General features: G+C 52.9%; 26 protein-coding genes and 1 riboswitch. Of the genes, 17 read left to right on the forward strand and 9 right to left on the reverse strand.

What is annotated here, in order from left to right; genetic code table 11:
* The first annotated feature begins 174 nt into the window (after positions 1-174).
* Positions 175-960 carry an SDR family oxidoreductase gene (locus K2F33_RS14450; protein ID WP_076173717.1) on the forward strand — a complete coding sequence of 262 codons (786 nt, stop codon included), beginning with the start codon at positions 175-177 and terminating at the stop codon, positions 958-960.
* 85 nt (positions 961-1,045) lie between these two features.
* Here the strand turns inward: K2F33_RS14450 and K2F33_RS14455 are convergent, their stop codons facing one another.
* Positions 1,046-1,291: a NifU family protein gene (locus tag K2F33_RS14455; RefSeq protein WP_076173718.1), complete on the reverse strand. Its 246-nt coding sequence runs from the start codon at positions 1,289-1,291 to the stop codon at positions 1,046-1,048.
* A 162-nt stretch (positions 1,292-1,453) separates the two neighbouring features.
* Here K2F33_RS14455 and K2F33_RS14460 point away from each other — a divergent pair, with 162 nt between their 5' ends.
* Positions 1,454-1,708, forward strand: a complete 255-nt coding sequence (locus K2F33_RS14460) for a YuzB family protein (protein ID WP_076173719.1) — start codon at positions 1,454-1,456, stop codon at positions 1,706-1,708.
* Here the strand turns inward: K2F33_RS14460 and K2F33_RS14465 are convergent.
* Both K2F33_RS14465 and mqnE read right to left on the reverse strand, forming a co-directional pair.
* On the reverse strand, positions 1,705-2,766 hold the full coding sequence (locus tag K2F33_RS14465) for an NAD(P)/FAD-dependent oxidoreductase (RefSeq protein ID WP_076173720.1): 1,062 nt from the start codon (positions 2,764-2,766) through the stop codon (positions 1,705-1,707). The two genes, K2F33_RS14460 and K2F33_RS14465, sit on opposite strands and share 4 nt — an antisense overlap.
* A gap of 59 nt (positions 2,767-2,825) precedes the next feature.
* Positions 2,826-3,932, reverse strand: coding sequence for an aminofutalosine synthase MqnE (gene mqnE / locus K2F33_RS14470; protein WP_076173721.1), 1,107 nt, complete (start codon positions 3,930-3,932; stop codon positions 2,826-2,828).
* A gap of 817 nt (positions 3,933-4,749) precedes the next feature.
* Between mqnE and K2F33_RS14475 the strand changes: the two genes are divergently transcribed.
* Positions 4,750-5,109 (forward strand): HesB/IscA family protein, encoded by a 360-nt coding sequence (locus K2F33_RS14475; RefSeq protein WP_076173722.1) that lies wholly within the window; start codon positions 4,750-4,752, stop codon positions 5,107-5,109.
* A gap of 81 nt (positions 5,110-5,190) precedes the next feature.
* Here the strand turns inward: K2F33_RS14475 and K2F33_RS14480 are convergent, their stop codons facing one another.
* Positions 5,191-5,406, reverse strand: a complete 216-nt coding sequence (locus tag K2F33_RS14480) for a hypothetical protein (protein ID WP_076173723.1) — start codon at positions 5,404-5,406, stop codon at positions 5,191-5,193.
* A 195-nt stretch (positions 5,407-5,601) separates the two neighbouring features.
* On the opposite strand from K2F33_RS14480, the gene K2F33_RS14485 reads away from it, so the two are divergent.
* A complete protein-coding gene (locus K2F33_RS14485) occupies positions 5,602-6,264 on the forward strand; it encodes a YheC/YheD family protein (RefSeq protein WP_076173724.1) in 663 nt (220 codons plus the stop codon).
* A 278-nt stretch (positions 6,265-6,542) separates the two neighbouring features.
* The gene (locus K2F33_RS14490; RefSeq protein ID WP_089548462.1) at positions 6,543-6,686 is read left to right on the forward strand and encodes a sporulation histidine kinase inhibitor Sda; all 144 of its coding nucleotides are present in this window, start codon (positions 6,543-6,545) and stop codon (positions 6,684-6,686) included.
* A gap of 205 nt (positions 6,687-6,891) precedes the next feature.
* Here K2F33_RS14490 and K2F33_RS14495 read toward each other — a convergent pair whose 3' ends face one another.
* The gene (locus K2F33_RS14495; RefSeq protein ID WP_076173725.1) at positions 6,892-7,887 is read right to left on the reverse strand and encodes an NAD(P)/FAD-dependent oxidoreductase; all 996 of its coding nucleotides are present in this window, start codon (positions 7,885-7,887) and stop codon (positions 6,892-6,894) included.
* 428 nt (positions 7,888-8,315) lie between these two features.
* On the opposite strand from K2F33_RS14495, the gene K2F33_RS14500 reads away from it, so the two are divergent.
* On the forward strand, positions 8,316-9,509 hold the full coding sequence (locus K2F33_RS14500; protein WP_076173727.1) for an NAD(P)/FAD-dependent oxidoreductase: 1,194 nt from the start codon (positions 8,316-8,318) through the stop codon (positions 9,507-9,509).
* Positions 9,509-9,766: a hypothetical protein gene (locus tag K2F33_RS14505; RefSeq protein WP_076173728.1), complete on the forward strand. Its 258-nt coding sequence runs from the start codon at positions 9,509-9,511 to the stop codon at positions 9,764-9,766. The genes K2F33_RS14500 and K2F33_RS14505 overlap by 1 nt, the downstream gene beginning before the upstream one ends.
* 178 nt (positions 9,767-9,944) lie before the next feature.
* Here K2F33_RS14505 and hemQ read toward each other — a convergent pair whose 3' ends face one another.
* Positions 9,945-10,694: a hydrogen peroxide-dependent heme synthase gene (hemQ, locus tag K2F33_RS14510; protein ID WP_076174040.1), complete on the reverse strand. Its 750-nt coding sequence runs from the start codon at positions 10,692-10,694 to the stop codon at positions 9,945-9,947.
* A 273-nt stretch (positions 10,695-10,967) separates the two neighbouring features.
* Between hemQ and K2F33_RS14515 the strand changes: the two genes are divergently transcribed.
* The 4 genes from K2F33_RS14515 (at position 10,968) to dnaI (ending at position 15,594) form a co-directional block, all read left to right on the forward strand.
* Positions 10,968-11,264, forward strand: a complete 297-nt coding sequence (locus K2F33_RS14515) for a YuiB family protein (protein WP_076174042.1) — start codon at positions 10,968-10,970, stop codon at positions 11,262-11,264.
* Positions 11,265-11,360: 96 nt separating this feature from the next.
* Positions 11,361-13,052 (forward strand): alpha/beta hydrolase family protein, encoded by a 1,692-nt coding sequence (locus K2F33_RS14520; protein WP_263882078.1) that lies wholly within the window; start codon positions 11,361-11,363, stop codon positions 13,050-13,052.
* A 36-nt stretch (positions 13,053-13,088) separates the two neighbouring features.
* Positions 13,089-14,609, forward strand: coding sequence for a replication initiation and membrane attachment family protein (locus K2F33_RS14525; protein ID WP_076174045.1), 1,521 nt, complete (start codon positions 13,089-13,091; stop codon positions 14,607-14,609).
* A 31-nt stretch (positions 14,610-14,640) separates the two neighbouring features.
* Positions 14,641-15,594: a primosomal protein DnaI gene (dnaI, locus tag K2F33_RS14530; protein WP_263882079.1), complete on the forward strand. Its 954-nt coding sequence runs from the start codon at positions 14,641-14,643 to the stop codon at positions 15,592-15,594.
* Positions 15,595-15,734: 140 nt separating this feature from the next.
* Here the strand turns inward: dnaI and K2F33_RS14535 are convergent, their stop codons facing one another.
* A complete protein-coding gene (locus K2F33_RS14535) occupies positions 15,735-15,893 on the reverse strand; it encodes a YqzM family protein (protein ID WP_089548459.1) in 159 nt (52 codons plus the stop codon).
* A 399-nt stretch (positions 15,894-16,292) separates the two neighbouring features.
* Here K2F33_RS14535 and trxA point away from each other — a divergent pair, with 399 nt between their 5' ends.
* Together trxA and uvrC are read left to right on the forward strand one after the other, a co-directional pair.
* Entirely contained in the window at positions 16,293-16,610 is a 318-nt protein-coding gene (trxA, locus tag K2F33_RS14540; protein WP_076174051.1) for a thioredoxin, read from the forward strand.
* 252 nt (positions 16,611-16,862) lie between these two features.
* Entirely contained in the window at positions 16,863-18,746 is a 1,884-nt protein-coding gene (gene uvrC, locus K2F33_RS14545) for an excinuclease ABC subunit UvrC (protein WP_263882080.1), read from the forward strand.
* Here uvrC and K2F33_RS14550 read toward each other — a convergent pair.
* The gene (locus K2F33_RS14550) at positions 18,715-20,409 is read right to left on the reverse strand and encodes a CPBP family intramembrane glutamic endopeptidase (protein WP_263882081.1); all 1,695 of its coding nucleotides are present in this window, start codon (positions 20,407-20,409) and stop codon (positions 18,715-18,717) included. The two genes, uvrC and K2F33_RS14550, sit on opposite strands and share 32 nt — an antisense overlap.
* Positions 20,410-20,667: 258 nt before the next feature.
* Positions 20,668-20,811: riboswitch (cyclic di-AMP (ydaO/yuaA leader) on the forward strand.
* A 67-nt stretch (positions 20,812-20,878) separates the two neighbouring features.
* On the opposite strand from K2F33_RS14550, the gene K2F33_RS14555 reads away from it, so the two are divergent.
* From K2F33_RS14555 to K2F33_RS14565, 3 genes are all read left to right on the forward strand, one after another.
* Entirely contained in the window at positions 20,879-22,219 is a 1,341-nt protein-coding gene (locus tag K2F33_RS14555; RefSeq protein WP_263882082.1) for a TrkH family potassium uptake protein, read from the forward strand.
* Between the two features lie 86 nt (positions 22,220-22,305).
* Entirely contained in the window at positions 22,306-22,977 is a 672-nt protein-coding gene (locus K2F33_RS14560; RefSeq protein ID WP_076174058.1) for a potassium channel family protein, read from the forward strand.
* A gap of 19 nt (positions 22,978-22,996) precedes the next feature.
* Positions 22,997-24,259: a cation:proton antiporter gene (locus tag K2F33_RS14565; protein WP_263882083.1), complete on the forward strand. Its 1,263-nt coding sequence runs from the start codon at positions 22,997-22,999 to the stop codon at positions 24,257-24,259.
* 71 nt (positions 24,260-24,330) lie between these two features.
* On the opposite strand, the gene K2F33_RS14570 is transcribed toward K2F33_RS14565, so the two are convergent.
* Complete coding sequence (locus tag K2F33_RS14570) at positions 24,331-25,233, reverse strand: LysR family transcriptional regulator (RefSeq protein ID WP_089548454.1); 903 nt, start codon at positions 25,231-25,233, stop codon at positions 24,331-24,333.
* Between the two features lie 353 nt (positions 25,234-25,586).
* On the opposite strand from K2F33_RS14570, the gene K2F33_RS14575 reads away from it, so the two are divergent.
* Positions 25,587-26,255 (forward strand): succinate dehydrogenase cytochrome b558 subunit, encoded by a 669-nt coding sequence (locus K2F33_RS14575; RefSeq protein ID WP_076174065.1) that lies wholly within the window; start codon positions 25,587-25,589, stop codon positions 26,253-26,255.
* The last annotated feature ends 15 nt before the right edge of the window (positions 26,256-26,270 follow it).

Here is a 26,270-nt window from a genome sequence, read left to right on the forward strand (position 1 = left end):
CTGTACAGGGTTTCCAAGTTGCGGCGGTGCCGTGAAATCTTTTATACTATACAGGATCAATGATCTTGCGTGAGGTTTGTACATACATACACCATTATATTTTTAATAGGAATGATGTGTCATCGAATGGATCAAAGGATGGGAAGTTCGGATAGCAGAAAGGAGGGTGGCATTTTGAGGGGAAAGGTTGCCCTGATCACAGGCAGTGCCAAGGGACTTGGCAAAATGACGGCGCTCACGCTGGCACGTTCCGGCTGCGACGTCGCGCTTAACTATGTCCACAGCCGCCGCGAAGCGGAGGAACTGCGGGCGGTCATCGAGGGACTGGGCGTGCGCAGCATCGCCGTGCAAGCCGATGTCTCCGACACGGGCCAGCTGGAGCAGTTGGTGGCTCGCGTCGAGTCCGAGCTCGGCAGTCCGGACATCGTCGTGAACAACGCGGGACCTTTTATCCGCGAGCGTAAACGGTTCTCCGATTATACCCAGACGGAAATTTTGTCGCTCATCCAGGGCAATCTGGTCGGCACGATGCTGCTGGACCATTTGGTGCTGCCTGCGATGCGGACTAAGCGCTGGGGAAGAATCATCCACTTCGGCTTCGGGCATGCGGCGGAATCGAGAGCGTGGCCGCACCGGGCGGTGTACGCCGCCGCCAAGACCGGACTGGTTTCTTTTACGAAGACGCTGGCGGTCGAGGAGGCCCCGTACGGCATTACGGTGAATATGGTGTGTCCCGGGGACATCCGCGGGGATAACAAAGAGAAGACCATTGCCGAGGTCGCCGGATTGCAGGACGGCGAGACGCCGCGGGGCCGGCCCGGCAGCGGCGAGGATATCGCGCGCGTGATCGAGTACTTGTGCCGCGACGCTTCCGATTTTATCACCGGCAACATTATGGACATCTCCGGCGGGCTGGATCCGATCCGTCCCTGGATTGGTCCGGCCGATCATGGGATGTGAGCGCCTGTTATGGCGCCCCAAGCCACAAAAAAAAGAAGAGACCCGTCTTCGATGAAGTCAGGTCTCTTCTTGCTATTGAATGGGATTAGAATACTTGAATAACGTCGTTGATTCCTTCAACTTCCTCAACGAGGGCGCGTTCGATCCCGGCTTTCAATGTAATGGTGGAGCTTGGGCAGCTGCCGCAGGCACCCATCAGTTTCAACTTCACGATGCCGTCTTCCACGTCAACCAATTCCACGTCGCCGCCATCGCGTTGAAGGAACGGGCGAAGCTTATCAAGCACTTCCGCTACTTCATCATACATGGTGCTCTGTGCGTTTTCGCTCATTGATTTCAACTCCTTTCCTGTAATCTTTATTATATTACAAACCGAGACAAAATAAAATGGCTATATATGCTGAATCGGACAAGGCCGTTGATATTATTCGGCTCACCCGGTAAACTAAGATAAGGCCTACCTAAGAATCAATACCTAAAGCAGGTGATATCATTGAGACCCATCATCGAGTTTTGCACCAACAACATGCATTTCGGAACCGATGAAGTCATGGAGAAGCTGGAGGAGAATCCGGATTACGACGTTATCGAATACGGATGCCTGAGCAATTGCGGCCAATGTGCCATGATGCCCTTCGCCATGGTGAACGGTGAGATTATAGATGCGGACAGCGCCGATGAGCTGTATGAGGCCATTATGGCCAAAATAAAAGAACTCGAGGCTTGGGACAGCCTCGAGCTGGATTAGCCGAAATGGCGTCTGGACTTCCAGAGTACCCCGCTTTTTAACAGGCGGGGTACTCTTCCTTTTACCGAAGTTTTCCCCATCAGGCCAAAGCCCGCCTTGCTGCCAAGCGACCCAAGGGTTCCACGGAGGTGGATCTTGTGGATCTTCGGCGTTTCGCCTTTCCAGAGCGCATGGATCACGTCGGCCACTTGTCTGGCCTGGGCTCCTGCCGCCTGGGCGCTGGGAGCGAACGGAATGCTGGCGCAGTCCCCCACGACATACACTTCCGGGTAATCCGGAATTTGGGAATACGTGTTGACCACGACCCGGCCTCCCGGATCCTTCGGCACGTTCAAATCCTGAACGACCTTCACCGGCTGAATGCCGCCCGTCCAAACCGCGGCGTCGGTGTAGATTGCTTCATCCCCGTTATAGACGATACCGTCTTCCACCCGGCACACGGATATGTGGGAGCGAGTATTCACTTCATGATCCATGAACCACTGCTCCACGTACAAGGAAACCGTCTGAGGGAAGGAGGAGAGCACCCGGCTGCCCCGGTCCAGAATCGTGATGTTAAGATCCGGACGGCTCTCCCGCAGCTCCGCAGCCGTTTCAACGCCGCTGAGGCCGCCGCCGATAATATGTACGTTTCCGTACGGCTTGACATCATTCAAGCGCTGATAGGTTTGGCGCGTGCTTGAGAACGTCTGGATGCTGTTCGTGAATTGATCCGCGCCAGGTATGCCGTGATAACGGTCGGTACAGCCCAGGGCGATCGTCAGGTAATCGTATTCGATCGGGTCGTCGCCTTCGAGGTGCACCCGCTTGCCTTCCAGATCGATGGATGTGACTTCGCCGTATTTTTTCGTGAGCTGGGGATGGTTCGGAAACTGGATGCGCAGATCATAGTCGCTTGCCGTCCCTGCCGCAAGCGCGTAATACTCGGTTTTAATGCCTTGGAAAGGCATGCGGTCAATCAAAATCAGCTCCATATCTTGGGGGAAGTGGTTGTTCAGGAGACCTTGAATCAATGCAAGGCCTCCGTAACCTCCACCCAGGATGACGAATTTTCTCATATGTCCGTCTTTCCTTTCTCATACGTCGGGTTTGAGGAAAGGTATAAAATTCCTCTTACTTATTCATAAACTTTTATTTCATTATAAAACGTGTCGCGTTCCACAGGAATGCGTCCTGCGCCTTTGACTAGCCAGATCAGCTCATCGCGGGTGAGGCCTTCCGGAGTGAGCGCGCCTGCGGCGTGGCTGATGCGTTCCTTAAGGATGGTGCCATGGACGTCGGAAGCGCCGAAGCTCAGCGCAACCTGGGTCAGCTGCGGCCCGATATTAATGAAGTAAGCCTTCACGTGGTCGATGTTGTCCAGCATCAGACGGCTGATGGCAATGGTCTTCAGATCCTCGTAGGCGGAGTTACGGCGCATGATGCCGGCATTTTTATTTCTTGGCTGCATGGAAAGAGGAATAAATACCATAAATCCGTTCGTTTCGTCCTGAAGGTCGCGAATCTGCATCATGTGGCGGATCCGGTCTTCATGGGACTCGATCGATCCGTACAGCATGGTAGTATGCGTCTTCATGCCCAGGTTATGCGCCGTCCGGTGCACCTCGAGGTATTGCTCGACGTTAGCCTTTTCCACCCGCATTTTTTTGCGGTATTGGTCGGACAAAATTTCTGCACCGCCGCCGGTCAGCGATTTCAGTCCCGCTTTTTGCAGCTCCTGTAGCACTTCCTTGATGCTGAGGCCGCTGATGCGGGTGAAGAAGTCGATTTCGGCCGCTGTATAGGCTTTAAGCGTTACGTCCGGGAAGCGGTCGGTCAGCGCCTGCAGGGAATCCACATAGTATTGGAAAGGCACGTGCGGGTTATGTCCGCCAACGATATGGAATTCCCGGACGCCCGGATGAATGTGCTGCTCAATGTATTCGACCATTTCAGGACCGGAATACGTATAGGAGCCTTCATCACCAAGGTCTTTGCGGAAGTTGCAGAACGCGCAGTGCGCCTCGCAGACATTGGTAAAGTACAGGCTCATGTTTTCGATGAAATATACTTTTTTGCCGTTCTTGCGCAGGTTGGCTTCGTTCGCCAGCTGCCCCAGCGTCAGCAGATCATCGGTTTCATACAGAAATACTCCATCCTCAAGGTTCAGCCGCTCACCCTGGCGGACCTTCTCGATGATTTCCTGCATGCGTCTTTCGGTGTTCGATGTTACAATAGTGGACATTTCCATTCCTCCTGTTCGCATTTTGGTCGTGCGGAAGACACGCCCTTTGCAGGACGCAAGAGTCAACCCGCAGCGCCTGGAAGGAGTCCGGCGTTCAACCCGTCCAGTCGATTTGCCAATTTTATCGGTCAGCGTCTTCCATGTACCGCAGAGGATATGTATTCAGCGGATCATCCAAGCCGTAAGGCCAGACGCTTTGGTAAGCACTCCGGAGAGGCTTTTGGCCGGTAAAGAAAAAGTAGGGGGCCCGCCTTTTATAGATTATAGAATGTATACATTTTTCAAAGATGCCGAAGAATTCTATAATCGCAAGACAAACATCCGCCAAGCGCGGCCTGTCTTCTGTAATGAATGGATAGACTTTTTTATGTGAAAAAAGTTACAACCCAGAGTGACAGAGCGTTGTCTTTTCCATGACAAATTACCGACACTTGCTCCCTCATTACCCACCTATTATAAACCGCCTATCCGGGGTCCGCAATACAGTTATACAGAATCGGCATGCGAAGATCCGGAAATCATACCATCTTTAAGGATCCTGCGAAGGGGGCAAATGTGATATAAATCCTCCGGATGAAGCCTGATTATAACTTCTGGAGGCGCGAATACGGCGTTCCGACCGCCTTTCTGGTACATCATGGGAACGGAGGGGCTGCTGCCGGGCGGAACCTCTCTTGAGGGGAACAACGTTGTGGAGTATACTAAAGGTAAGTGCAATGTACTCACAGAGCGGGACTTTTGCTCGGCCGCCTTTCAGGTGCGCTGCTGAAGCCCTGCAATGAATAAATTCACATCAGTTAACCAAGGAGGGTTACCTATGATCAACATTAGCGATTCCGCTTCCGATAAGCTGAAAGAAATGCTCGCCGAACAGGAAATTCCAGGGATGTTCCTCCGTCTTGGGGTACAGGCCGGCGGATGCAGCGGATTTTCTTACGCCATGGGCTTCGACGATGCCGAAACCGAAGATGATGTATACATGGACGTTAACGACCTGAAGGTGGTCGTGGATAAAGAAAGCCTCCGCCTGATTGACGGGCTGGAAATCGACTTTGAGGAGTCCGGCATGAGCGGCGGATTCACCATGAACAATCCGAACGCTACGGCGACCTGCGGATGCGGCGCTTCGTTCCGTACAGCGCTCGATGCAGGCAAACCGGCTCCTGAGGAGTGCTAACGGGCACACACTGCGGATGAATAAGACAAAAGGCTCACACCCGCTTCGTACAGAAGCAGGTTGTGAGCCTTTTTTTGTTCGTTAGGAGAGCCCGGGAACGATAAACGTTTTGTTCACCATCATGACGAGCATGGCCGCCGCCACGATTGAAAAAGCGATGCAGCAGGTGCCGAGCCCTTTGCGTCTGTCTTTCAGAAATTTAAAGCCCAAAGCAAAGATTAAAACGGTTGTCACGACCAGAGCAAGGGACATGCCGATCATGCCGACCCAGTATAATACCCCGAAAAATTGAGCCACAGCTGTTATCCTCCTTCGCAGGATATTCCAAATTTACACACTTCATTTCATTATATCCGATTTAGACAGGCACGCCAAGGCTCCGCTATCCCCCGTTTTTTACGCGTTTATCCTTTTCTATGCACAAACATACAGGAGGGAACCCGTAGATACGAGTATGTTAATAACATAGGAGCATAGAAAGGAGGCGACAACATGGGGGGAAGACAGCTGGCAAGCAAATGGCTGAAGACCGAAGCGCTGCTGACGGATCCGGATGTTGCCCCATATATTCCGCAGACCCGGTCTATGAGCCGGGAGAATCTCCAGCAAATGCTGGGAATGTATGACTTTGTCGTCGTAAAACCGGTCGTCGGCGGAGGCGGTTACGGTGTCATGAAAATATCCCGTACCGGCAGCGGTTATAGTATAACCCGCTTCTCTCAAACCTATTATTTTGACAGCTTCTCCGGCATGTACAGCGGTTTTCGGAAGCTGAAGGTGAGAAGGACCTATTTAATTCAGCAGGGGATTAAATTGGCCCAGGTCGATGGGCGTCCGATCGATTACCGTGTCAAATACGTCAAAGTGGACGATCGTTGGGTCATTACCGCAATGGTGGGACGGGTCGCGCGCAGCGGACTATTCGTAACCAATCTGTGCAAGGGCGGTTATTTGCTGAAAGGACGCGTTGGCCTGAGCCGTTCCCTGCCGCAGATCTCTTCCAAAGCAAAGCTTAAAGAGATGCGTTCCCTTACCCGGCGCTGTACAGCAATTCTGGAGCGGCGTTTTCCCGGCATCGGCGAGCTCGGCTTTGACTACGGTCTGGACCACAGCGGGAGAATTTGGATTTTTGAAGTAAATACGCGCCCTCAATAAATCAAACTGGCAATGTTTAGGAGATTATAGGCGGGGTAATATCATTATATAAGACTATGAAACTGGAAAAAAATTTTTTGAAGCCGGGTCGTATGCACAGCACCTGTGTATAACGTTTATCCCCAAAATCCACTGCAATTTTGTTGGTATTCCGACACTTGCTAACAAATTATACACAGGATTTCCACAACAGGTTGTGGATAAAGCGAACGCTTGTTCTCTTATGTGAAGTTTGATATGATAGTTTTGAGGAAAATTAAGGAAAGGATGTGAAGATAATGGCTATGTTGTCGGATGAATTGCTGCTCGATTCTTATCATATGGCCGTGGAACTCATGCTGGATCATGATTTCATCGCTTTACTCCTGGCCGAAATCCACAAGAGGAATCTAGAGACTTCATCAGAGAGTTTAGTTCATTAGGACACATCCCGGTACACATCCACAAATGCTGTTGTATTATAAGCTGCATATGACGTGGAAGTTATGGAAGGTGTGGAGGTGTAACATCTATTTTCCAGATTAGCAGCACCGCAACAAAATGAGGGTATCCTATCTGAATCATGACTTCATGACGATCAGATCAGGATACCCTTTTTTTTGTGCCCAATTTGCGCGTAACTTCGGGCTAGAGTTTCATATTGCTGCTGTGGCCGGGAGACAGCTTAGCTTCCGGATCAATGTATACCTTCGCGTTGTTGACCGCGGTCGGCGCCTCGCCGAATCCTACGGCGATAAGCTTCAGTTTGCCCGGATATGTGGTGATGTCTCCGGCGGCGAAGACGCCGGGAATGTTCGTCTCCATGCGGGAATCCACCACGATGGAGTTGCTCTCAATCTGAATGCCCCAATCGGAGATCGGGCCAAGGGAAGATACGAAGCCAAAGTTCACGATGACGTCGTCGACTTCGATCTCCTGCGTTTCTTTGGTCTTCACATGGGACAAGGTCACCTTGGTAATCGTGTCTTCCCCGTGCAGGGCGGTGATTTCCGTCGGCGTCACGACCTGAACCTTGGAAGCCATCAAATTCTCGACGCTGTGCTCATGCGCACGGAATTTGTCGCGGCGGTGAATCAGCGTGACCTGCTCGGCGATCGGCTCCAGCATGAGCGCCCAGTCTACCGCGGAGTCTCCGCCGCCGCTGATCAGCACCTTTTTCCCCTTGAAGCGGTTTAAGTCATTCACAAAGTAGTGCAAATTCGTTTTCTCAAATTTCCTAGCGTCTTCAAGCTCCAGTCTGCGGGGTTCAAAGGCTCCGACCCCGGCCGTAATGATGACGGCTTTGGAGTGGTATTCGCCTTTATCGGTCGTCACCACAAAATGGCGCTCGTCCTGCTTAACGAGGGAAGTAACCTTTTCCTCCAGGCGTACGTTCGGCTGGAACAGGTCCATCTGCTTTTGCAGATTGTCGACCAGCTCCTGTGCCGTTACTTTAGGGAATCCGGCCACGTCATAAATGTATTTCTCGGGATATAAGGCTGCAAGCTGCCCGCCAAGCTGGGGCATACTTTCAATGAGTGTGACTGATGCCTGGCGCATCCCGCAATAGAAAGAAGCGAACATGCCTGCAGGACCTCCTCCGATAATGAGCAGGTCGGTTATGTCAGCCGGCTGCGATGTCATTAGTGTAAGCACCTCCAACAAATATAAATAAGAACGCTAGCGAAATTAAGCACGCTGTATATTCTTCAAATTCCATCTCATTATAATACATCCGGGCTTCGGCTGAAAAGTTTACATCCTATTTTGCAAATTCTCCGTCAGGATAAGAGAATAAACTTAACTGAAAACTGGAATGAAAAGGAAAATGAAAACAGCATGGATGCTCTCATGGAAGGCCAAATAATACTTGATCTTTTATGGGAAAGTGGCTATCATTTTAGTTATGTGCGGGCAGGTTTTGGTAGTATTCCCGCTGTTTTTTTTCTTACACAGGCTGCCTGTGATAAAAAGATTCATTGAAGTTCAAACTAATGTGTAATATTTCACAATAACATTTGTAATGGTTCACAAATATATATAGAGACCGACATTTTGGAAGGAGCAAGATGATGAGCAACATTCCCAAGATAGTAATCCTTGGTGCGGGTTACGGCGGCATCCTGACAGCACAGCGCCTTCAAAAGGAATTGAATTATAATGAAGCGGACGTAACGCTTGTTAACCGTCACGATTACCACTATATTACGACCCATTTGCATATGCCCGCTGCTGGTACGGACAGCGTCGAGAATACACGGGTACCGATTTCGAAGCTGATTGACGAATTCAAGATCGATCTGGTCAAATCCTCCGTTCAGGAAATCCGTCCGCATGAGAAGAAGGTCATCCTGGAGGACGGGACGCTCTCCTACGATTTCCTGGTCATTGCCCTCGGCGGGGAATCCGAAACCTTCGGCATTCCGGGGATGGCCGAATATGCGATGACGATCCGCAGCATCAACTCGGTGCGGCTGATCCGCAAGCATATCGAGTACCAGTTCGCGCTGTATAAAAATGAACGCAGTCCGCAGGAAAGAATCAATTTTGTCGTCGGGGGAGCGGGCTTCAGCGGCATTGAGTTTGTTGCCGAGCTGGCCGACCGCATACCGGCACTGTGCAAGGAATACGATGTCGATCCGAATCTTGTGAATGTCTACAATGTGGAGGCGGCGCCTACGGCGCTGCCGGGTTTTGCTCCGGAGCTCGTGGAGTATGCCATGGAGGTGCTCCGCAAGAAAGGCGTAACCTTCAAAATCGGCGTGGCCATCAAAGAATGCAAGCCGGACGGCGTAGTGCTTGCGACCGGTGAAGAGATCAAGGCGGCTACGGTGGTGTGGACCGGAGGAATCCGCGGCAACCATATGATTGAAGCGGCCGGCTTTGAAACGGCAAGAGGCCGGGTGAAGGTAGACGAGTACTTGCGGGCGCCTGGGAGCGACCACATCTATGTCATCGGGGACAACGCCCTGATCATGAATCCGGAAGGGCGTCCATATCCGCCGACGGCGCAGATTGCGATGCAGCAGGGCGTGTGCTGCGCTCATAACATCGTCACGGCAATTCGTGGCCAGCAGCCGAAAAAGTTCGAATTCAGCAACAAGGGCACCGTCGCTTCCCTGGGTAAAGGCGAAGGTATCGCGGTAGTAGGCGACAAGCATATAAAGGGCTGGCGGGCAGCTCAATTGAAGAAGATCGTGGATATGCGCTACCTATTTATTATCGGCGGCATTCCGCTGGTATTGAAGAAAGGGAAATTCCTGTAATGAGGCACTGCAGTGTTCAAGTCCGCGCATTGTTGACCCGGGACGAACTGGACCGTTATAACGCCTTGATGGAAGTGGGATCCTTCCTCGAGGACCAGAACCGGTACGATCTGTCGTACACGGTCCAAAAGGAAGTGGACATCCTCATCCTTCCGGCCATTGAAAGGCTGAAGGAAAAGGGAAGGGACCGCGACCGGGCGACCGCTGAATTTTTGGAGTCGATGAAACAGCAGGATGAACAACAGGAAGAGGATTAAGGAAACAGCAAAAAGGTTTGCCCTGAATTTACTCGGGGCAAACCTTTTTTTAAGAGATCAGAAAAGTATAAGTTTCGGAGCTTCTGCTTCCTGATCTCGCAAGAAAAACTTCCTTTAGACGCGGTCTGTCTTCTTTGAAAGTACGTCGATAGACGTTTTTCTTATATATGAAAGTATTTTAAATTTTCAGCATGTCTTCAAAAGATTCCGGCGTCAGAATCGCTCCGACGAAGAAGCCGCCGAATTCGGCATAGCGGGCGCTGACTTCATCAAAGCGCATTTCATAGACCAGCTTCTTGAATTGAAGCGCGTCCTCTGCGAACAGAGTAACTCCCCATTCCCAATCGTCGAATCCGATGGAGCCGGTAATGATTTGCTTCACTTTGCCTGCATAGCTGCGGCCGATCAGCCCGTGGCTGCGCATCATGTTGCGGCGGTCGTCCATGTCAAGCATGTACCAGTTATCGGCCTGATCGCGCTTTTTGTTCATTGGATAGAAGCAGATGTACTTCGTCTTCGGCAGGATCGGCTTCAGACGGGCGACGACATGCGGATTTTCCATCGGGTCACCTTCACCGGAACCGGCGAGATAGTTGCTGAGCTCGACGACGCTGACATAGGAATAGGACTTCGTCGTATATTGCGCAAACAGCGTTTTGTTAAACGCAGTCTCGATGGCGTTCAGGTCTTCGAGCGTTTCGCGCAGGTGCATGAACACAAAATCGGCCTTCTGTCCGATGATGCTGTACACTGCTGTGCTGCCCTGCTTGCTGGATTCCACCTCGGACCATTCGTTCAGGAACGCCTGGAGCTCGTCCAGCGCCATGGCGCGGTCCTCGTCGTCGGCGGCCTTCCATGCCGCCCAGTTCATGGAACGGAAATCGTGGAGAGCGTACCAGCCCTCCAGAGTTGATGCTGCTTCATTCATCTATGAATCACTCCTATAAATAGTTGCCTGTAAGCGGATCCCAAGGTTGCTTGCTGGACCCGAGTATCAGGGTCGTTGACGTTTTTCTTCATTGTAGCTCAACCGCAAGCGCAAGAGCAAATGAAGTCACAATCTATTCACCGATTGTTCGTTGATTCGTGACCGTTTTTTTAGTAAACTAACTACTAGTCCACAAAACGTGGCAAGACTGTGAACGGCCTGTTTGTATCCGTTTTAGCGGGGCGATAGAAAAGAAGAGGTGACTTGGCTGAGATGCAATTTATACCCGTTCTCGTGCTGATGGTGTTATTTTTTGTCATGATGTTCGGCATCGGCTTTATTTTGAATATGTTAATGAAAACGACCTGGTTCCCCTGCTATTTGTTTGTCATCGTTATTTTACCGGTGGTCGTATACTCTTTATGGGACCGCAGCCAAATGTCGCTGCTCAGTCACTTGGAGTCTTTTCGCGTAGTTGACTATTTAACGGGAGTAGCCGGATTGGCAGGCGCGGTCATCAGCGGCTGGTCCATCCAGAAGCTTCGCAGAAGCGGATTTAAAATGTTCTAGGCCGGCAAATCGGCCGATTTCGAAACAGCTCTCCACCCGGGGGGCTGTTTTGCGCTATCCCGGCGCTGAAGGGTTGAATGATGGGGGGACGGATGGATGTGGAGAAAAGCATTGGGTCTGGTGCTTGCCACCGGGCTGATGGCGGGAGGTTCGCTACCAAACGCGATGGCGGCGTCCGCGGGAGAGCAGACTATGATCCCGCTCCGGATTGCGGCCGAGGCGCTGGGCGCCAAGGTGCTGTGGGACGGGACGGACAAGCGGGTTCAGGTCTCGCTCGGCAAAACCCGCTGGAAAATCACGCCCGGCAGCAAGCAGTCCTTATTGGACCAAGCGCCGTATGAACTTGCGCGTACCGCGGTGACGGACGGAGGAGGAGCGCTGCTCGTGCCGCTCCAATCGTTTACCGGGGCTTTGGGCATCCGGGGAACTTGGGCGGACCATCGCTGGTCCCTCGATCCGGATGACTGGAAGGGGAGGGCGATCTACTGGATGACCCTGCTGCGCCATGGGAAATGGGAAGAGGCGGGACGGATGATGGATGCATCCTTATCGGCTGCTTATCCGCCTTCGTCGCTTCCCAAGTACGAAGAACGGCTGGAAAAGCTGTACGGCCTCGACTGGAGCCTGCTGCATGCCGAAGCCTATACGGATTCCGTACGCAGCAACGCCCGTCTGGTCTATCAGACGCCAAAAGGAGAGACGTTCGGCATGGAGCTCCGGTTCAGCCCGGAGGGGCTGCTGAACGATATCGCCTGGATCGAAAATGTGACCAGCAGCTATCGGGCGCCCGCCTATGACCACCCGGAAAAGTACACGGAGGAAGAAGTGCAGGTCGGCCAGAGCCCTCTGCTCCTTCCAGGCACACTGACGCTCCCCCGGAACGTTCAGGAGAAGGTTCCCGCGCTTGTGCTCGTTCACGGCTCCGGCCCCAATGACCGGGACGAGTCTTCCGGGGGAGGCAAGCTGTTCAGGGACCTGGCGGTGGGACTGGCTGGCGAAGGGATTGCGGTGCTCCGCTACGAAAAGCGGACGCGGGAATACCCGCTTCGTTCCGCCACCCCGTCCTTTACCGTCCAGGAGGAGACGGTTGACGATGCCGTCAGCGCCGCTGCCCTGCTGGCCGCCGATCCAAGGATCGATCCGCAGCAGATTTATGTGCTCGGCCACAGCCAAGGCGGGATGCTTGTCCCGCGCATCATCGCTTCGGATACGGGCAAGCATATCGCCGGCGCGGTCGTGATGTCCGCCCCATCCGGACCGCTGGAGGACCTGATGCTGATGCAGTACCGGGGAATATTAGGGCGGGCGGAAGAAGAGGGAGCTTCGGATGAGAAGCTGGCCCGTCTGCAAAAGCAGGTGGACACATGGGAAAAAGCCGTCGCGCTGCTGAAGGACCCCGGTTATTCGAAGGAGCATCTGCCGGAGCATTTTCCGCTGCCGAACGCGTATTGGTGGTTCGATTTCAGAAACTACAGCGGGCCGCTGCTCGCCAGAGATCAGAACGTCCCGATGTACATCCTCCAGGGGGAGAATGACGTGCAGGTCCCTCCGCCGAGCCTCAAGGTGTGGAGAAGTGCGCTGAGCCAACGAAAAGACGTAGCCTTTAAGTCATATCCGGGACTTAATCATATGTATATATATTATAGTAAGAACTCGACCGGCGAGGAGTACAAGCTGCCCGGTAATGTGCCTGGCGAGGTCATCACCGATGTCGCAAACTGGATTCATTTGGGGATGAAAGACTTGTCGAAAAACGGAGAAGAAGCGGACCCTTTTGTGATAGAATAGAGAAAGTCTACGAATCGATGGGAGGGAGCATAGATTATGCATATGAAGAGCCTGCTGCATTTTACCGAAAACCACCGGTACTGCGTGTTCCGTGATTTTGGTTTAAGCAGCCTGGACAACCGAATGCTCAGCTCCGTATACCAGCCCATGGTCGGGGCATTTGCCATCAGCTTATACCACCTGCTGTTTCAGCATATCCCGGCAGAGAAGCTGGGCTACTCCCGGGTTGAACAGCAGCGGCGCATTTTCCTGTCGCTTGGGCTTGAGCCGAGCGAGAAGGGACGCAAATATCTGATTGAGCAGGCTTCCCGTCTGGAAGCGGTGGGGCTGCTGCAATCCTGCCGGATTTACGTGCCCGAGCAGGAAGATTACATGTACGAATACGAGCTCCAGGCTCCACTCTCGCCGACGGAGTTCTTTAATACACAGCATTTGACGCTGCTGCTGCGCGATAAGATCGGCAAATTTGCCGTCCTGTCGCTGCGCGAGGAGCTGTGGTCGAAGGAACCGGAAGAGTATGCCGGATCATCGTCCGTCCATAAAGAAAATATTTCATTGGCCTTTTACGATATTTTTGAACTGAACACCCATGTGATCGATTACGAGCTGGAACAGGCGTTGTCTGAGGTATCCACGTCAAGACAGCCTGGACTTCGGGTTCTCGATGAAGAAGGGGCGCTGAATTATTCCGATATCATCCTGCGTTTCCCGCGGGATTCCGCCAACCGCCGGCATGTGGAAGGGCTGCGCTTCAACCATGAGCAGATGGGCGTCATCAATTTTGTCGGACGCAAATACGATCTCAGCGTCCAGGACATTTGCCGCCTGCTCGATGAGGACGGCATCTTTGGGCCCGACGGCGACATTTTGCTCGACGAGTTCCAGCATAAGGCCAGCCTGCAGTTCCGCCAGGACAAGCGCCGCCAGGAACAGCGGGACGTGTACGCGGGGAAAGTCATTTCCTTCCGGCAGGCGGAAACGGAAGAAGAGCAGGCTCCGTTGGAGCATGCCGTGCAGATGGAATATTACGTCGACGTTCCGGTTCAGTTCCAATCCAAATGCGACATTCACCAGTATAATATGATGCTTCGGAATGAGCCGTATACGAAGCTGCTCAGAACTTATTTTCCGGGCTCGGTGCCGGACAATTTTATCGATATATTCGAGAAGATCGACCTCAGCTACAAGCTGCCGGGTGAAGTCATCAATGTGCTGATCCACTACTTGATGTCCCTATTGACCGAAGGCGGGAACGACCAGCGGATCAACCGCAATTTTGTCGAGGCCATCGCCTCCAACATGCTGCTGAAGCAGGTCAACTCCTATGAGAAGGCCGTGGAGTACATCCGCGACCAGTCCAAGGTCAAAGGAAAGCAGGCCGCAGCAGCCGGCGGCGCAAGAACCCGTACATACGGCGGCAAAACGGTGAAGATGAAGCCGGATATCCCGCTGGCCCAGGAAGACGGGCAGGTCGGCGATGTCAGCGAGGAAGAGTTTGAGGAAATGCTGCGTATGGCAGCTGAAATGCAGGCAAGCAAGAAAAAGGGCGGCATATAGAACCGCCTGAAGAGAGAGGAGGACAACCGGCATGGATTCTTTGGGGCAGCTGCTGAAGCAGATGAGAGGGCCTTCCTTTATACAGCGGTCGCAGGAGATCGCGGACGAACTGCTGAGGGATCCGGCGGTACGGGAGCTGCGGCAGGAGCATCCGGAGCTGGAAGAATCGCTGCTGCGGATGAACGTGACCCGGCTGTACCAGTTTGCAACCGACCGGCGGCACTGTGACCGCTGCCCGGGGCTCGAGCGGTGCCCGAACGATTTTCAGGGTCATTACAGCAAGCTGGAGGTGGAGGTCGTCAACGGGATTACGGAGCTGGTAGAACGCAAGGTTCCCTGCACCCTGCAGACGGCCAAGCAGCAAGAGGACCTGATCAAGAAGCGGATCCGCAGCTTTTACGTGGACGAGCGCGCATTAAGCGAAGGATATAACGAGGTTGAGATTATGGGCAAGGACCGGAACCGGGCTCCGGCGGTGAACCAGGTATTCCGGTATATCCGGGAAGTACGCGAGAACGGTCTGCCGAACAAAGGACTGTATCTGTACGGATCGTTCGGGACCGGCAAAACGTTTCTGATGAGCTATCTCCTCCATGAGCTGGCGATTACCGGTCATACCGGGGTTATCGTATACATGCCTGATTTTGTGGAGGATCTGAAGGGGATGCTTAGCGATAACGTGAAGCTGAAGGAGACCGTGGAGCTGATGAAGGCGTGCGATCTGCTCATTTTTGACGATATCGGCGCCGAAAATTTGAGTCCCTGGGTACGCGACCACGTGTTGGGCTCCATCCTGAATTACCGGATGAACCGCAAGCCGACCTTCTATACGTCGAATTATGCTCTGGACGGCCTGGAAAGGCATCTGAGCTTCACGAACAAAGATGGCGAAGAAGGGCATAAGGGTCAGCGGCTGATGGACCGAATCGCGCCGTTCGTCGATGTCGTGCATTTGCACGGGGAGAATCAGCGCCGTAGACAGTGATAAGGGCCATTTCAACAGGACCTGGGCCAAGCGGCATTTTGCATCATTACCAAATTCACTGTTTATAAGCCAAAAAAACCTGGCCAACCTGTCCAAAAGACAGGCGAAGCCAGGTTTTCTTGTAAGCCCTATGGGGCTAATTAGCCGGAAATAACAAATTTAATGATCACCATGACTGCAAACAGAACGGTCATAAACAGCGCCATTCCGCCAAAGCCATTCATCAGATCCATTAAATCATTGCGCGGCTCTTCGTTCACGTGTTTCCGCGGATCGTTAGCGTGCACGTTTGCATCCATTTGAACAAATGCCTCCTCATCATGGTTTCAGCCTGATGTCAATGAGCCTTCTCATGAACAGAGAAACCCGAGTTAACATTAGTATACCCAAACTTCAAAGAATTTGTAAAGAATATATGGTGAATACTTATAGGGGCAGGAAAGGGTGGCTGAGCGGTTAGGGGGCCCGAATTTCGTTTAATCTGTAATTAAGGGTTTCACATTTCTTGACGGAATGTGTTATACTTAAACTGTCCACAAAGACATATCAGTTTAGACGTCCATTTGCGCTCTTGCGATTACGGGGGATACCAAGCCGCATGGCCGTTTTTTCGTCTCCTGCGTACAGCCGCTAAACATGGTCTGTCTTCTGTGAAGCAGAATACACCGAATTTTTTTCTTATAAGGAGGAAACCTATTATGGCAATTGTGAATGTATCCGACCAATCCTTTAACGCTGAAATTGAAGGTCAAGGTACGGTTCTGGTAGATTTTTGGGCACCATGGTGCGGTCCTTGCAAAATGATCGCTCCGATTCTGGAAGACCTGGCTAACGAGCTCGGAGACTCCGTGAAAATTGCCAAACTGAACGTGGATGACAACCCGGAAACGGCGTCCCGTTTCGGCGTGATGAGCATCCCGACTTTGATTTTCTTCAAGGACGGTCAACCGGTTGATAAAGTGGTCGGCCTGAACTCCAAAGAAAACCTGAAAAACATCATCGCTAAACACCAATAATTGGTGCATGGCCGATGACAGGCGCCTCCGGATGATTCCGGGGGCGCTTTATTCGTATGTAGGTACGGGATCCCTGGCAGATGGCCGAAAATAGGTTGTCGGGATTTTTTGTATATTTACATGCAGCGCTGGAATGACCCGAAGGTAACCGAATAGGCTATCTTGACGAAACCCCGACTTTTGCCGGGTTATATTGCTGTATTCAGCCGTTTTCTCCTATAATATAAGTACCGGGAGGTGAGCCGATACGGCATGGACGATTTTGCAAAGCAATTACAGGAACAGGAAAAAGCACTGGAGAAGATCCGCAACAAGCTGGCTTTGCTGCCCGATCTGCCCGGTTGTTATTTGATGAAGAATGCCGATGGCAAGATTATTTATGTAGGTAAAGCCAAGGTGCTGAAGAACCGGGTCCGCTCCTATTTTACCGGCAGCCATGACGGCAAGACGCAGCGCCTGGTGGCGGATATCCGGGATTTTGAATATATCGTGACCGGAAGCAACATTGAAGCACTCATTCTTGAATGTAATCTGATCAAAACGCATCAGCCGCGATATAACGTCCTGCTGAAGGACGATAAGACGTTTCCTTATATTAAAATTACCAATGAGCCGCATCCCCGCCTTGAGGTGACCCGCCGCGTGCTCAAGGACAAGGCCAAATATTTTGGCCCTTATCCGAATGCTTACGCTGCCCAGCAGACGAAAAAGCTGCTGGACCGGATGTACCCGCTTCGCAAATGCGGGGTCATGCCGAAGGAGGTATGCCTGTACTACCATATGGGCCAATGCCTGGCACCGTGCGAGAAGGAAGTTCCTCAGGAGGAATATGACCGTATTACCCAGGAAATTACTTCATTTCTGAGCGGTGGGCACGAGGAGATTAAGAAGGAGCTCCAGCGCAAGATGCAGGAGGCGGCGGAGGAGCTGTATTTTGAACGGGCGAAGGAACTGCGCGACCAGATTCTGAACATTGAAGCGATCATGGAGAAGCAGAAAATTACGACGACGGACACGAAAGACCGCGACGTATTGGGCTTTGCCGTGGATAAAGGCTGGATGTGCGTGCAGATTCTGTATATGCGCCAAGGGAAAATGATCCAGCGCCACGCGTCTGTTTTTCCGTTTTATGGCGAGGCGTACAGCGATTTTATGTCCTTCGTGACGCAGTATTACAGCGACAATCCGGCGCTGCCGAAAGAAATTTTGCTGCCTGACATGCCAAAAGGGGAAGAGGCGGAAGACAGCAGCCGGTCAGAGGATGCCGCGGAATCGATCGATGCCGGCGGCGGTGCTGCATCCCTGCAGGAATGGCTCGGCATCAAGGTGCTGGTGCCCCAGCGGGGAACGAAGCGCCAGCTTGTGGCCATGGCGGAAGAGAATGCCAAGGTCTCACTGGACGAGAAGTTCCGCCTGATCGAACGAGATGAGGAGCGGACGTCCAAGGCCGCCGCGAACCTCGGCCAGTATATCGGCATTGAGTCGCTGCACCGGATCGAGGCGTTCGACAACTCCAACATCCAGGGAACGAATCCGGTATCGGCGATGGTCGTGTTTATCGACGGCAAGCCCGACAAAAAGGAATACCGGAAGTACAAAATCCGTTCGGTTCAGGGACCGGACGATTACGATACGATGCGGGAGGTCGTCCGCAGGCGCTACGAGCGCGTGCTCAAGGAAAATTTGGAGCTGCCTGACCTGATTGTCGTGGACGGCGGCAAAGGCCAAATTTCCGCCGCGATCGACGTGCTGCAGAACGAGCTGGGCCTGTTTATCCCGGTGTGCGGTCTGGTCAAGGACGTCAAGCACCGGACCGCGCAGCTGATGGTGGGCGATCCGCCCGAGCCGATTTCGCTGCCGCGCGACAGCCAGGAGTTCTACCTGCTCCAGCGCATCCAGGATGAGGTGCACCGGTTCGCCATCACCTTCCACCGCGAGCAGCGCGGCAAGTCGATGGTGGCATCCAAGCTCGACGCCATCCCGGGCATCGGCGAGAAGCGGCGTAAGCTGCTGCTGAAGCATTTTGGCTCGCTCAAAAAAATAAAAGAGGCCCGGATTGAAGACTTCCGGCCTCTCTCGATCGGCGACAAGCTCGCCGGACAAATTATAGCAGCCCTTCAGGAGGAGGAGTCGTAGCATACGGCTTCTCCTTCTTTTTGCCGTAAAACAGGTAAATGACCCAGGCGACGATAAACGGCATGACGCAGGTGACCACGCCCGCCAAAATGTTCGTCAGATCCCCCATGCTGAACAAGCTGAAGCTCATCAGGATACTGTCGAACACGACGTGGGCGAACATGACCGCGATGTAGCCGTGACGCAGGAAGATCAAGCTGAACAGGAGACCGATGAACAGGAGCTCAATCGGCCGGGTGTATATCGGGTAGATCGGGTACAGCGTATGGCCGAAGGCCCAAATCAGCGTCGGAATGACGCAGGCGACAAATGTGTTCCTTACGATTTTCTTCAGCATCGGTATGCCGAACAGGCGGTACACGGCTTCCTCGGAGATGCCGGCCATCCAGGCCATGATCGGCAGCATCCACGGATACAGCATGTTATACGGGGACTGCGAGGCGTCCGTCGTGGACCAGCTGTGGATCGTCCGGTCCAGGACGAGATAGATCACCGACTGCGCCCCCATCAGGATAAACGCCCACAAATACCCGGTGAACATGCTGTGGAGCACGTAACGCCCATATCCAGGCTCTTTGGCGCGGGCCCAGGCGTTGTAACCGGCTTTGCGCCATAGTCCGTCCCCGCCGACCAGGGAGAAATACAGGAGCACCGTCATGGCTATGCTCAGGATCACCTGAACGACCATGGCCGCGATGATCCCGAACTGGGAGAAGCCTTCCGCTTCCAGCACTGGCAGCATGTTATAAGTCGTCAGCAATGAGACAACAAAATAAAACAAGGACAAAAACAGCCCGCGTGCAAAGGAGGTGTACCGCCGCGTCAGTGCACTGTAAATGATGGCGAGAATGCCGAGCACGATCGTAAACAGTCCGTATCCCAGCATGGTCAGCATCGTGGCGCTTTTGGTCTGCTTCTCTACATAAGCCGTATGAGCGGATGGGACCGAAAATCCAGGGAGGAAGGAGTGAAGCTCCCCATCCTCAAAGGCAAACTTGAATTCCAACTGCGATTCCCCGATGTGCGAGGAGGAGTCGGTATAGATCAATCCGGGCTCATCCTTGCCGCTCGATACTTTCAGGGAGCCGGTGTTATAGCCCAGCTTCTGCAGCCAGGACGAGGCGATTTCCTCTTTATCCTCCAGCGTCATGTTGCCTTCCACAATTCTCAGTTTCTGCTTGCGCATGGTTTCGTTCGATTCAGCCATCGCGGCAGCATACTTGGAGTACGGAGGCGTGATGGAAAACCCGACGACCTTGCCCGTGTTCATATGTACGTCTACATTGACATATCCCTGATCGCTCGACTCGGGCAGCCGCACCCGGAACACGTCATAAGGATACTTCGATTCGTATTTCTTGTTATATTCGTTAAGAAGCTTCTCTCTGGATAAATAACCGTAAAGGTCCGATTCCGACTGGTACGTGACGAGCGGCTTATCTGCAATGCCTGTTTGAATAGTCAACCGGTCCGAGGCAAACGCTTTGGCGGCTGCTTCCGCCTCCGATTTGCTGATGACCTTGGTCGTTTGCCCCTCTAGCGTCTCCGAGCTCGTCTGCGGAAACACTTGTACAAAAAAGAATAAAATAAGGCCGATGACCCCCAAAATGCCCAGCCATTTATAATTGGCCCTGATTTCCAGCGGCTGGTTTAACCGGTCCATGAAATCCCCCCTTGAATGTGATAAAGATACCATTCCCCCCAATACAGTACGGTAAACATAACATAGAAGATTCGCCCAAAACCAGTATACCCTGAAAATAGTGGTGAAAAAACGATGAAAATCAAGGAAAGCCATCGAAAAGAGAAGATAACCGCAGACCGTGTCCACCTGCATTGCGAATCAGGCTGTTTTCCATCCAATTCATCAGAAAAAGGCCTTTGTGAAGTCCTACAATAAAGATTATAATTTTGATGCAAATGAATAAGAACGCCGAATTTCCAAGTGAAAACGGGGGAACCAATTTTTTGGGGTGAATTTCGTTGGATGTTTTAGTCCGCGAATAGGGCAACCTGTGCATGCCCGAATCCGTCAGCTAACCTCGTAGGCGTCGTGCATGCAGGAGCCAAACCGAAAGGCATTGGATTTCCGATGCTTTTTTTCTTTTGACTTTTTTAAAGAGGTGAATGTATTGATTGGGAAATGGAAGTGGTTCCGGCTGGCCCCTCCGCAAATATTAACTCTGGGTTTTGCGGCCATTATTTTGATCGGAGCCATACTGCTCACCTTGCCGATTTCGAACACGACGGGAAAACCGCTGAGTTTTATTGATGCCTTGTTTACGGCAACCTCGGCGACCTGCGTGACCGGTTTGGTTGTCAAAGACACGGGGCTGTACTTCAGCACGTTCGGCCAAGTAGTCATTATGCTGCTGATTCAAGTCGGGGGACTCGGCTTTATGACGATGGCTACCCTGGTTGCCCTGGCTTTCAAGCGCCGGATTTCACTCCGGGACCGGCTCCTGCTGCAGGAAGCGATGAATCAGAATACGATGGAAGGCATCGTCCGTCTGATCCGGAAAGTCATATTTTTTTCGTTGACGATCGAAGGCTGCGGAGCACTGCTGCTTGCCATCCGGTGGTCGTTCGATATGCCTCTTGGAAAAGCGATCTATTTTGGAATATTTCATGGCGTGTCCATGTTCAATAATGCGGGATTTGACCTGTTCGGCCATTTTAACAGCTTGACGGGATTTGTATACGATCCGCTCGTCAATTTTGTCGTGATGTTTCTGATCGTATCCGGCGGCATCGGCTTTATCGTCATGTCCGATCTGGTGGATTACCAGGTACACCGGAAACTGTCGCTCCACAGCAAAGTGGTGCTGTCCATGACCGGTGCCCTGATTGTGGTCGGAGCAGTCGTCATCTTTATCTTTGAATTCACGAATCCCAAGACGCTCGGTTCGCTGAATTGGGGTGGCAAAATTCTCGCCTCGCTGTTCCAGTCGGTCACGCCGCGGACGGCAGGGGCGAATACGCTGAACTTGGCAGATATGCGCCAGGCATCGCAATTTTTCACGATCATTCTGATGTTTATCGGCGCGTCGCCGGGCTCTACCGGGGGCGGGATCAAGACCACGACGTTCACCATCCTCGTCGGTGCGGTGATCGCGATGATCCGCGGCCGCGACGATATCGTCCTGTACCGGTACCGTTTGGCGCAGGAGCGGATTTTCAAAGCGTTGACCATTACCTTTCTGGCCTTGTTTCTGGTGGTCGGCGTATCGATGATTCTGTCCACAACAGAAGACAGCAGCTTTTTGATGATCCTGTACGAGACGACTTCGGCTTTCGGCACCGTAGGATTATCGCTCGGGCTGACGCCGCATTTGTCCTTGATCGGGAAAATCCTGATCTGCCTGACGATGTTTGCCGGCCGTCTTGGGCCGCTGACCTTCGCCTACGCGCTTGGTCCGAAGAAGGGCAAGGAGCTGTACCGTCATCCCGAAGGTAAGATCATTATCGGGTAAGGAATTTGGGTGATTCAAAGTTTCAATATTGTTATAAGAACCATATATAGAACCAACATTAAAGGATAAGGAGCATCTGGAAAGAAATGAAAACACAGCAGTTTGTCGTGATCGGTTTAGGGAGGTTCGGCTCAAGCTTGGCCATGGAGCTTATGGATCTGGGTTATGAGGTGCTTGGGGTAGACATCAATGAAGAAGTGGTCAATGATATGAGCGAGCATCTGACCCACGCCGTGGTGGCGGATGCAACCGATGAGGAGGTTCTCAAATCGCTGGGAATCCGCAATTTTGACTGCGGAATCGTGGCGATAGGGGACGATATCCAGATGAGCATCCTGGCCGCAATCCTGCTGAAGGAACTCGGCGTTCAGACCGTAGTGGCGAAGGCCATCTCCATGCTGCACGGCAAAGCCTTGTCCAAGCTGGGCGTGGACCGGGTAATCTTTCCGGAGCGGGACATGGGCATCCGGGTGGCGCACCAGCTCGTGACGCCGAATTTGCTGGATTACATTGAGCTGTCCAAAGATTACAGCATCGTGGAGATGACCGTACCGCAATGCCTGAACGGGAAGACGCTGAGCGAAGTCAATACGAGAGCCCGGTACGGATGCAGCATTGTTGCGCTCCATCGTACCGAGGGAGTCATCGTCGCGCCGACGGCGATGGACCAGCTGCATGCGGGCGACATCATGGTCATCATTGGCTCCAACAGCAATATCGACCGCTTCGAGAGCGAAGCGGTGAACGTCAAGTCATAAATCCGGAAGTGAGACAGACATGGAATCCCCGACGACCGAAATTATTCATCACATTTTAATACTGCTGCTGTTTATCATTGCCGTCGGCATGCTGTCCGGAAGACTGGCCTCCTGGCTCAGGCTTCCGGACGTTGCTGTGTTTATCGTGGCAGGCATGCTGCTTGGGCAGGGGCTGCATCTGATCAACGAAACAAGCAGCTCCCTCATCAACCAGCTGATCCTCACCGTTGGGTCGGCGCTTATTCTGTTTGACGGCGGCCGTAACCTGAAGCTGAGCGGGCTGCGGAAGGTATGGATCACACTTTCTATGCTGAGCGTTCCCGGCGTTATCGTCACGACCTTGATCGTCGGAGCTGCCGTGCATTACCTGTTCGGGCTGGACTGGCTCGTAGCCTTCCTGGCCGCCGCCGTCATTGCCTCGACTGACCCCGCTTCGATCATTCCTGTGTTCAAGCAGGTAAAGATCAAGGAAAGGGTCCGGGAGACGGTGGAGAGCGAGTCTGCCTTCAACGATGCGACCGGCTCGATTCTGACCTTTGCGCTGCTGGCCGCGGTGACGGGCAGCGGTTCCTTACATATCGGGACGATGGGCTGGGACTTCGTGAAAACCGCCGTTGGCGGCATTCTCGTCGGCGCCGTCGTATCTATGATTCTTACGTATCTCGTCGCCCATTTCCGGCTTGGCGTCCTGAAGGACTACACGACGATCACGATGATCGTCGTCGCACTTTCTTCTTATTTAATAGGGGACCTGATTCATGTCAGCGGATTTATGGCGACCTTCGTGGCCGGGCTGATCTGGGGGAACGCGGATACGTTCGGGCTGTCAATGGACGATAAGCTGGAGGAGACCGCATCGTTTGCGGACAATACGAGCGTCATGATGCGGATGCTGATTTTCATCCTGCTCGGCAGCCAGGTCAACTTCCGGGTGCTTGGCGATTACTTCTGGCCAAGCCTGGCGGCGGTCCTGGTGCTGATGGTCATCGCCCGGCCCATCACGATTCTGCTCTGCGCCCTGCCCGACCGCAAGGTCAAATGGTCCTGGCGCGAGCTGCTGTTCATGATGTGGGTCCGGGAGACCGGGGTCATTCCCGCCGCCCTTTCGGGCATGATCGCCGGCATGGGCGTAGCCCACGCTGATGTTATCTCGGCCGTGACGTTCATGGCGATCATGCTGACGATTCTGCTGCAGGCCAGCACCACGGGACTTGTCGCCCGCAAGCTGGGCCTTGAGGTTAAGGCGGAGCCGGCGGCTTCCAAGCCCATGGGGCAGAAATAGCCTGTAACATGATACGAGCCGTCAGGAGCGGGGAATCCCGTCTTGACGGCTCGTCATTTGCCGGCACCGCGTCATTCATCCCGGGTGCGGCCGAAAATCTTTTTCGTTTCTTCGATCCAGCGGCGTGCCCCGGCGCTCAGCCCTCCGTTTTCGGAGTAGACAAGCGAGGTGGTGCGCCGTGTTTCCTGCAGATCGGGAATATGAAGAATCGCCAGGTCGTTGTCGTCCAGCAGCTGACTGCGCAAATACGACTTGGGCAGCAGTGCCGCCGCCCTGCAGGCGGGCAGAAGCCGGACGATCGCTTCAAATGAATCCATTTCCATCCGAATGTCCGGCACGACGCCGGCCCGGTGGAACAATTCGTCGGTCAATTTCCGGTACCACGTTCCGGTTGAGAAAATAATCATCGGCAGGCCGTGTAGCATGTCCATGCTCACATTATCCTGGCCGCACAGCCTGTGATTGCGGGGAAGCACCAGCTCCAGGTGGTCGTCGAACAGCGGCGTGCATCGCAGGCCGGGCTCTTCGATTGAAGAGGCGACGATGCCTGCGTCCAGCTTCTTGTCGCGGACGGCCGACACGATTTCATGCGTTTTCCCGGTGACCAGCTTCAGCTCAGCAGAAGGGTGCTTCTCCATAAACGCGTTCACCAAAGGCGGCAGCGTCGTCTGAAGCGTGGTCAGGCTGGCCCCGAGCGTCACCGAAATTTGATCGTCCCCTTTGTACTTGGCGATCATCTGCATGAACTTCTGCTGCTGCTGCCGCTGCTCTAGAGCAAAGGTATAGGCCGACTGGCCGAAGGCCGTCAGCTCAAGGCGCTTGCCGCGGCGGTTGAACAGCTGCACGCCGAGCTCGTCCTCCAGCTTGGTAATTTTACGCGAGAGGGCGGGCTGGGACAAATTCAGCAGCTTCGAAGCCTTGTTCAGGCTCGACTGCTCCACCACCGTGGCGAATACATCCAGATCTTCAAACATGTCATTCATCTCCATGAAACTTTTGGACTGCGGCTGCTTGGGGTAAGATGGTTATAGGTGCGGTCTGTTCTTCTGTGAAGTTACATCGACAATTGATTTTGTTTAGATATAAGAACGAATATGCTTCAGAGAATGAGCTTCCTTATATCGCAAGAAAAACTACAAGCTAAACGTAGGTCTTATGCATTTACATTATAACGTTTAATAATTATATTGCAATTCCATTATAAGAAAAAAAAGAGTAACATGAAAAGTGCCACAAGTTGTTCACAGGTTAGAAAAAGGGTGGCAGAATGATGTCGAATAATGAATTATGAAAACGTTGTACTATGAAGAAAGGGGCACGTCAATTTATGAAAGGTTACTATGCCAGAAAGCTTCATTCGCTTCTTGGGGTCATTCCGCTCGCCTTGTTTTTCATCGAGCATGCCCTGACGAATTTTGGCGCATTTGAGGGAGGGCCTGAGCGATTCAACGCCGGCGTTAAATTGCTGAATGACCTTCCGCTTATTTTCGTCCTGGAGTGGGTGCTGATTTATCTTCCGCTGATCTATCACGGCGTATACGGGCTGTATATCGCGTATCAGGCGAAACCGAACACTGGACGCTTCAATTATGAGCGCAACTGGCGCTATCTATTGCAGCGGATTACCGGCGTTATTACGTTCGTATACATCATCTGGCACGTATTCGAAACCCGGTTCCAGATCACTCTCGGCAACGTGACTCACGAAGGGCTAGGCTCCCTAATGCATGATATCGTGACACAGCCGGTATTCTTCGTCCTCTATCTGATCGGCGTCGTATCCGCGTCCTTCCACTTTGCGAACGGACTCTGGTCGTTCCTGGTCGCATGGGGAATCACGGTCGGGCCGCGCGCACAGCGGGTATCCTCGTATGTGTGCATGACGCTGTTCGTCTTGGTAGCATTGATGTTTATTTTGTCCCTGGTCGCCTTCCGCAGAGCGGAATTCCAGGAAGCTTCGGTATGGATTGATACCGTGAAGTCAGTTTTAAGTTAAGGAGAGTGAGCAGGC

The organism is Paenibacillus sp. PSB04 (genome assembly GCF_025809195.1).
GTDB lineage: Bacteria > Bacillota > Bacilli > Paenibacillales > Paenibacillaceae > Paenibacillus_AQ > Paenibacillus_AQ favisporus.